This is a genomic window from Acidovorax sp. KNOB132, assembly GCF_057541515.1.
This window is the reverse complement of record NZ_BAAJYT010000037.1, coordinates 20,490-27,450: the sequence shown is the minus strand read 5'-3', so window position 1 is coordinate 27,450 and position 6,961 is coordinate 20,490. Positions and strand designations below refer to the sequence as shown.

The following is a 6,961-nucleotide window of genomic DNA, read 5'->3' as shown; positions in this document are numbered from 1 at the left end:
GGATGCGCGTGCGCAGCGGCATCGCGGCCGCGCCGCCGCCCGCGCCCTGGAGCGACGCCTGCAGGCGCGCGGCCAGCCCCTCGGGCGAGGAGAACGGCAGGAAGAGCCACAGGCATTCCTCCTGCGTGCGCGTGGTGATGTCCGAGGTGCGCAGCAGTTCGTGCAGGCGCCGCGCGAACTCGTCGAGCATCAGGAACACGCGCGATGCGCCTTCGCGTTCGATCACCTCGGCCGCGTTCTGGAACTCCACCAGCATCAGCGCGAACCGCATCTCGCCGTGGCGCGCATGCGTGGCCAGCGCCCAGTCGAGCATGCGGCGGAAATCGGCGGGCGGCACGTAGTGCGCGGAGTCGAGCGCGGCGAACGATTCCTGGATCTGCCCGGCGCGCAGCGCGGCACGGCCCTGCGGGCTCAGGCGCAGCGACGAGATCTCGCGCACGTCCAGCGTGCTGGGCTCGGCCGTGGTGCGGCAGTCCAGGCAGCGGGCCACCACCTGGGTCTCCACGAACACGTGGTGGCAGCTGCCGCAGGCGTACTGCGTGAGCGGCCGGTCGTAGTCCACGCCGATGTGCCGCAGCATGGCGTTGCACTTGGGGCACGAGAGCGCGCCATCGGCATGGAAGTCGGCCTCGGGCGCCACGTGGCCGCAGGCGAAGCAATGCAGCGAGGGCGACTTGCGGATGTGGATGCTGGTGCAGTGCGGGCACACGTCCAGGTAGTGGATGTGCGCGCTGCCGCAGGTGCGGCAGTGCCGTGTGCGGTCCACCAGCTCGGCGGGCTCCAGCAGCCGGCGCCGCGTGAGGCCGGCCAGGCATGCGTCGGCATCGTCGCCGGGCCGGGCCAGCGCCTCGACCATCGGGTAGCGGTACAGCGCCAGGCTGGCACGGTCGCATTGCGGCTGCAACTGGGCGCCGTCGCGCAGGCACAGGAAATACAGCACCCGCTCGTCGAAATGCAGGGCCGCGGGATCGAGCGGCAGGCTGCGCCGCACGGCCAGGCACAGCTCGCTGGCGGCCAGGGCGGCGGCATACGGCGCGGCGCCATCGGCCTGCCAGGGCGGGGCCGCATCGCCGGGCGCCACGAACAGTGGGCGGTCCCACCAGACGCTGGCGCGCAATTGGGCCGCCAACGCGGCGGGGGCATCGCCCTCCCAGCCGTCCAGGTAGAACCCCAGGGGCTCCACGCCAGAGTCCGCGAAGGCCTCCCATGCACTCCAGGCCCTGGCCCTCGACTCGCCGGCCGCCAACTGCCCGGAAGGCCGCAGCACCACCATCGTTTCCAACGCCACGGCCGGCGTGATTTCAACATTCAAAACAACTATCCATTCGCGTTACGCCATAGAGCATGGCCGGCCGGATTCTAAAAGTGGGCCTTCCCGCACCCGGTAGGACAAGGCCGTCCGCAAGCCGGCGGCGTGCAACCCTTTGCAAGCACCGGCTGGCCGCGAATCCGCCACTCGCGCCTACCGGATCGGCGCGGCCCAATCCTCAACAATTCTCAAAAAGGACGGCGATCCAACACCCCGCTTTTGGCGATTGAAATTTGTCACGCAACTGTCAAAAATTACAAAAGGAAACAAACAAAACCAATCCACACCACTCCTGAAACCGAGGTGAAACCATGAAGCTTTCGAACATCAAGATCGCCCACCGACTGGCGCTGGGATTTTCCCTGCTCATCCTGCTGATGCTCGGCCTGACGGTCATCGGCGTGAACCGGGTGTCCAACATCAACGCCAGCCTGGCCACCATCGGAGACTTCAACAGCGCCAAGCAGCGCTATGCCATCAATTTCCGCGGCAGCGTGCACGACCGCGCCATCGCGCTGCGCGACGTGACCCTGGCCACTCGGCCCGACCAGCTCCAGGCCGAGATCGACCTGATCCAGAAGCTCGCGGGCCACTATGCGCAGTCGGCAGCGCCACTGGACCAGATGTTCGCATCCACCCCGATCGAGCCCCGCGAGCGGGAGGCCCTGGACCGCATCAAGGAGGTCGAATCACGCGCCCTGCCGCTGACCCGCCAAGTCATCGAGCTGAGCGGCGCCCACCAGCCGGAGAAGGCCATTCAGGTTCTGCAGGAGCAGGCCCGGCCCGCCTATGTGGAGTGGCTGGCCAGCATCAACCGGCTGATCGACATCGAGGAGGAAAAGAACAAGGCCGAATCGGCCAATGCGCGGTCCGTCGCCCAGGGCTTTTCCATCCTGATGCTGGTGCTCAGCGGCACGGCGATCGTGGTGGCGGCAGCGACGGCCTGGCTCATCTCCCGCAGCATCGTGCGCCCCATCCAGCGGGCGGTGCAGGCTGCCAGGACCATGGCCACCGGCGACCTGACGCAGGCCGTCGAGGCCCGGCAGACCGACGAGGCCGGCCAGCTGCTGCAGTCGCTGGAGGCGCTGCGCGACAGTTTCCAGAACGTGCTGTACGACGTGCGCCGCACCTCCGAGGCGGTGGCGGCATCCAGCACCGAGATCTCACAAGGCACCCATGACGTGTCCAGCCGCACCGAGCACCATGCCAGCGCCCTGCAGCAGACCGCGGCGTCCATGGAGCAACTGGGCTCCACGGTGCGCCAGAACGCCGACAACTCCCGCCAGGCCAGCCAGTTCGCCACCCAGTCCAGCGCCGTGGCCATCCAGGGCGGCGAGGTCGTGACCGAGGTGGTCGAGACCATGAAGGGCATCCACGAAAGCTCCCGCAAGATCGCCGACATCATCGGCGTCATCGACAGCATCGCGTTCCAGACCAACATCCTCGCCCTCAATGCCGCGGTGGAGGCGGCGCGCGCGGGTGAGCAGGGCCGGGGCTTCGCCGTGGTGGCCAGCGAGGTGCGCAGCCTGGCCGGCCGCTCGGCCGAGGCGGCGCGTGAGATCAAGCACCTGATCTCCACCAGCGTGCAGCGGGTCGAGCAGGGCAGCGTGCTGGTGAACAAGGCCGGGGCCACCATGACGGAGGTGGTGTCGTCCATCCGCCGCGTGACGGACCTCATGCAGGAAATCAGCGCGGCCAGCAACGAGCAGGCGATGGGCGTCGCCCAGGTCGGCCAGGCCGTGTCGCAGATGGACCAGGTCACCCAGCAAAACGGCAGCGTGGTCGTGCAGATGGCGGCGTCCGCCAGCGGCATGAAGGACCGCACCAGCGCCCTGCTGCAGGCCGTGGGGGTGTTCCGGCTGAATCAGGAAAACGCCGAGGCCGGCCCGTCGCCGCAACTGGGCTGGACGCGCCGGGCCTGAGCATGGCGCGGCCCCGGCCTCAGGCGGGGGCCACCCTGGTGCCGAAGACGCCCGTGCCGACCCGCACCAGGGTGCTCCCCGCGTGGATCGCCGCCTCCAGGTCGGCGGTCATGCCCAGCGACAGCGTGTCGAACGCCGCAAAGCCCTCGCCCCCCCTCCCCCCCGGATCTGGTCGAACAGCGCTTTCGCCGCCGCATGGACCGCCAGCTGCGCGGCGAAATCGGGGGCCACATCGGGAATGCTCATCAGGCCCCGCAGCCGCAACCGTGGCAGCCGCGCAACAGACCGCGCCAGGGCCAGAGCCTCCGTTGGCGGCACGCCCGCCTTGGTCGCGCCGCCGTCCATATTCACCTGGATGCACACGTCCAGCGGCGCCAGGCCGGCAGGCCGCTGCTCCGCCAGGCGCTGCGCGATCCTTTCGCGGTCCACGGTGTGGACCCAGTCGAAATGCTCGGCCACCTGCCGGGTCTTGTTGCTCTGCACGGGACCGATGCAATGCCACTGCAGCGGCGGTGCCCAGGGCGTGGCGCCGCCTCGCAGCGCGGCGATCTTCGCCACGCCTTCCTGGATGTAGTTCTCGCCAAACGCACGCTGCCCGGCCTCGGCGGCACGGCGCACGGCGTCGTCGCCGAAGGTCTTGGAAACGGCCAGCAGGCGCACGCTGGCAGGGTCGCGCCCAGCCGCGGCGCAGGCCTGCGCGATGCGCCCAAGAACCTGTTGGAGGTTGTTACCAATCGTCGTCATAATGATTCCTCTGAGCGTACCAAACGACCGAGGGACCCCGTGGACATCACCCAACTGCTGGCATTCAGCGTGAAGAACAAGGCTTCTGACCTGCACTTGTCGGCGGGCCTTCCACCCATGATCCGGGTCCACGGCGACGTGCGGCGCATCAACGTCGATGCGCTCGACCACAAGACCGTCCACGCCATGGTGTACGACATCATGAGCGATGCGCAGCGCAAGGCGTACGAAGAATTCCTGGAAGTGGACTTTTCCTTCGAGATCGAGGGCCTGGCGCGCTTTCGCGTCAACGCGTTCAATCAGAACCGCGGCGCGGCCGCTGTGTTCCGGACCATTCCGAGCAAGATCCTGACGCTGGAGCAGCTCAACGCCCCCAAGATCTTCGGCGAGCTGGCCTTGAAACCGCGCGGCCTGGTGCTGGTCACGGGCCCCACGGGCTCGGGCAAGTCCACCACGCTGGCGGCCATGGTCAACTTCCTGAACGAAAGCGAATACGGCCACATCCTCACGGTGGAAGACCCGATCGAGTTCGTGCACGAATCCAAGAAGTGCCTGATCAACCAGCGCGAGGTCGGGCCGATGACGCTGTCGTTCGCGGCCGCCCTCAAGTCGGCCCTGCGCGAAGACCCGGACGCCATCCTGGTGGGCGAAATGCGCGACCTGGAAACCATCCGCCTGGCCATGACGGCCGCGGAAACGGGCCACTTGGTGTTCGGCACGCTGCACACCTCCAGCGCCGCCAAGACCATCGACCGGATCATCGACGTGTTCCCCGCCGAGGAAAAGGAAATGGTGCGGGCCATGCTGTCCGAGTCGCTGCAGGCCGTCATTTCGCAGACGCTGTGCAAGACCAAGGACGGCCAGGGCCGTGTCGCGGCGCACGAGATCATGCTGGGCACCAGCGCCATCCGCAACCTGATCCGCGAGGCCAAGGTGGCACAGATGTACTCCACCATCCAGACCAGCAGCAGCGCCGGCATGCAGACCCTCGACCAGAACCTGACCGACCTCGTCCGGCGCAACGTCATCAGCCCGGCCGAGGCGCGGGGCAAGGCGAAGATCCCCGACAACTTCCCGGGTTGATGCACACCGCATCCCCTCCCGTCCACCCACCCCAGAGATTCGCGGCCTTTTTCAGGCGGCACACCGGAGCACCCCCTATGAAAGGCATCCTCGGCCTGTTGAAGGCCAAGACCCGCGGCGGCAAAGCGGCGGAAGAAGGCGGCGACTCCGTCTTCTTCACCACCGCTTTCGCCGGACAAGGTGTGGACGACGCCATGCTGGTGCCCTGGGAAGCCCGCGCCGTCGAGGTGGGTGCCAGGCGCATGGCCGCCAGCCGCGGCGGCAAGCTGCTGCAGGCGCTGTGGTCCAAGGACAAATACATGGCGCACCTGGATCGGGACGCCGTTGAGCGCATGGAGCGCTTCTTCGAGTTCGCGGCCGTCGCGCCCAACCGCGATGTGATCCGCCAGGACGAGTACGGCAACTTCATGGTGGTGCTGCTCACCGGCACGATCGCCGTCGATCGCGTGCAGCCCTGGGGCGAGCACCTGCGCTTGGCGGAAACCCGGCCCGGCGATATCCTGGGCGAAATGTCGCTGCTGGACAGCGGTATCCGCTTTTCGGCCTGCACCACGCTGACCGACTGCGAGATCGCGGTGCTCAGCGCGGAGGCCATGGACGACATGATGACCAAGGACCCCCAGCTGGCCGCCAGCCTGGTGGCCCTGCTGGCACGCAAGCTCTCGCTGCGCCTTCGCGTCGTGAGCGCCCGCCTGTCCGACAGCCAGAAATGACGCACCGCGCTGCAACCACCCCAGGGAGAGCTGATGGAACGCGATCAGGCCAGTAAATTCATCAACGATCTGCTCAAGCTCATGGTGAGCCGGGGTGGCAGCGACCTGTTCATCACGGCCGAGTTTCCGCCCGCGATCAAGGTGGACGGCAAGGTCACCAAGGTGTCCCCCCAGCCGCTCACTCCCGCCCACACGCTGACGCTGGCGCGCGCCATCATGAGCGACAAGCAGGTGGCCGACTTCGAGCGCACGAAGGAGTGCAACTTCGCCATCTCGCCCGCCGGCATCGGGCGCTTTCGCGTGAACGCGTTCATCCAGCAAAGCCGCGTCGGCATGGTGCTGCGGACCATTCCGCTCACGCTGCCGACCATCGACGGGCTCGGCGTGCCGCAGGTGCTCAAGGAAGTCACGATGACCAAGCGGGGCCTGTGTATTCTGGTGGGCGCCACGGGCTCGGGCAAATCGACCACGCTGGCGGCAATGGTGGACTGGCGCAACGAGAACTCGTTCGGCCACATCATCACCGTGGAAGACCCCATCGAGTTCGTGCATCCGCACAAGAACTGCGTCGTCACCCAGCGCGAAGTGGGACTCGATACCGACAGCTGGGAAGCCGCCCTCAAGAACACGCTTCGCCAGGCCCCGGACGTCATCCTGATGGGCGAGATCCGCGACCGCGAAACCATGGAGCATGCGGTCGCCTTCGCCGAAACAGGCCACCTGTGCCTGGCCACACTGCACGCCAACAGCGCCAACCAGGCGCTGGACCGCATCATCAATTTCTTTCCGGAAGAGCGGCGCGCGCAACTCCTCATGGACCTGTCGCTCAACCTGCGCGGCATGATCTCCCAGCGCCTCATCCCCAAGCAGGATGGCAAGGGCCGGGCCGCGGCGGTCGAGGTGATGCTGAACACGCCCCTGATCGCCGACCTGATCTTCAAGGGCGAAGTCGCCGAGATCAAGGAGATCATGAAGAAGAGCCGGAACCTCGGCATGCAGACCTTCGACCAATCGCTGTTCGACCTGTTCGAGGCCAACGTCATCACCTACGAGGACGCGCTGCGCAATGCCGACTCACTGAACGACCTGCGTTTGCAGATCAAGCTGGGCAGCCAGCGCGCCAAGACCACCGACCTGGCCTCGGGCACCGAGCACTTCGCCATCGTCTGACGCCAGCCGCCCCACCACCC

General features: G+C 67.3%; 5 protein-coding genes and 1 pseudogene. 4 read left to right on the top strand and 2 right to left on the bottom strand.

Going from position 1 to position 6,961, the window contains the following annotated elements; genetic code table 11:
* Window positions 1-1,312, bottom strand: a 1,312-nt coding sequence (locus tag AC27IO_RS08305; RefSeq protein ID WP_498738358.1) for a TackOD1 domain-containing metal-binding protein, incomplete at its 3' end; no start/stop codon positions are given.
* Window positions 1,313-1,620: 308 nt separating this feature from the next.
* On the opposite strand from AC27IO_RS08305, the gene AC27IO_RS08300 reads away from it, so the two are divergent.
* On the top strand, window positions 1,621-3,231 hold the full coding sequence (locus AC27IO_RS08300) for a methyl-accepting chemotaxis protein (RefSeq protein ID WP_284431085.1): 1,611 nt from the start codon (window positions 1,621-1,623) through the stop codon (window positions 3,229-3,231).
* A 19-nt stretch (window positions 3,232-3,250) separates the two neighbouring features.
* Here AC27IO_RS08300 and AC27IO_RS08295 read toward each other — a convergent pair.
* Window positions 3,251-3,975, bottom strand: a pseudogene (locus AC27IO_RS08295) (YggS family pyridoxal phosphate-dependent enzyme).
* 39 nt (window positions 3,976-4,014) lie between these two features.
* On the opposite strand from AC27IO_RS08295, the gene AC27IO_RS08290 reads away from it, so the two are divergent.
* The 3 genes from AC27IO_RS08290 (at window position 4,015) to AC27IO_RS08280 (ending at window position 6,941) form a co-directional block, all read left to right on the top strand.
* The gene (locus tag AC27IO_RS08290; protein WP_092744851.1) at window positions 4,015-5,058 is read left to right on the top strand and encodes a type IV pilus twitching motility protein PilT; all 1,044 of its coding nucleotides are present in this window, start codon (window positions 4,015-4,017) and stop codon (window positions 5,056-5,058) included.
* Window positions 5,059-5,135: 77 nt separating this feature from the next.
* Window positions 5,136-5,771, top strand: coding sequence for a cyclic nucleotide-binding domain-containing protein (locus AC27IO_RS08285; RefSeq protein ID WP_272566930.1), 636 nt, complete (start codon window positions 5,136-5,138; stop codon window positions 5,769-5,771).
* Window positions 5,772-5,804: 33 nt separating this feature from the next.
* Window positions 5,805-6,941: a PilT/PilU family type 4a pilus ATPase gene (locus tag AC27IO_RS08280; RefSeq protein WP_272566929.1), complete on the top strand. Its 1,137-nt coding sequence runs from the start codon at window positions 5,805-5,807 to the stop codon at window positions 6,939-6,941.
* Window positions 6,942-6,961 lie beyond the last annotated feature (20 nt).

Coding starts and splice junctions, on each gene's coding strand:
- AC27IO_RS08285 (WP_272566930.1), top strand. CDS start 5,136: ATGAAAGGCATCCTCGGCCTGTTGAAGGCCAAGACCCGCGGCGGCAAA.
- AC27IO_RS08300 (WP_284431085.1), top strand. CDS start 1,621: ATGAAGCTTTCGAACATCAAGATCGCCCACCGACTGGCGCTGGGATTT.
- AC27IO_RS08280 (WP_272566929.1), top strand. CDS start 5,805: ATGGAACGCGATCAGGCCAGTAAATTCATCAACGATCTGCTCAAGCTC.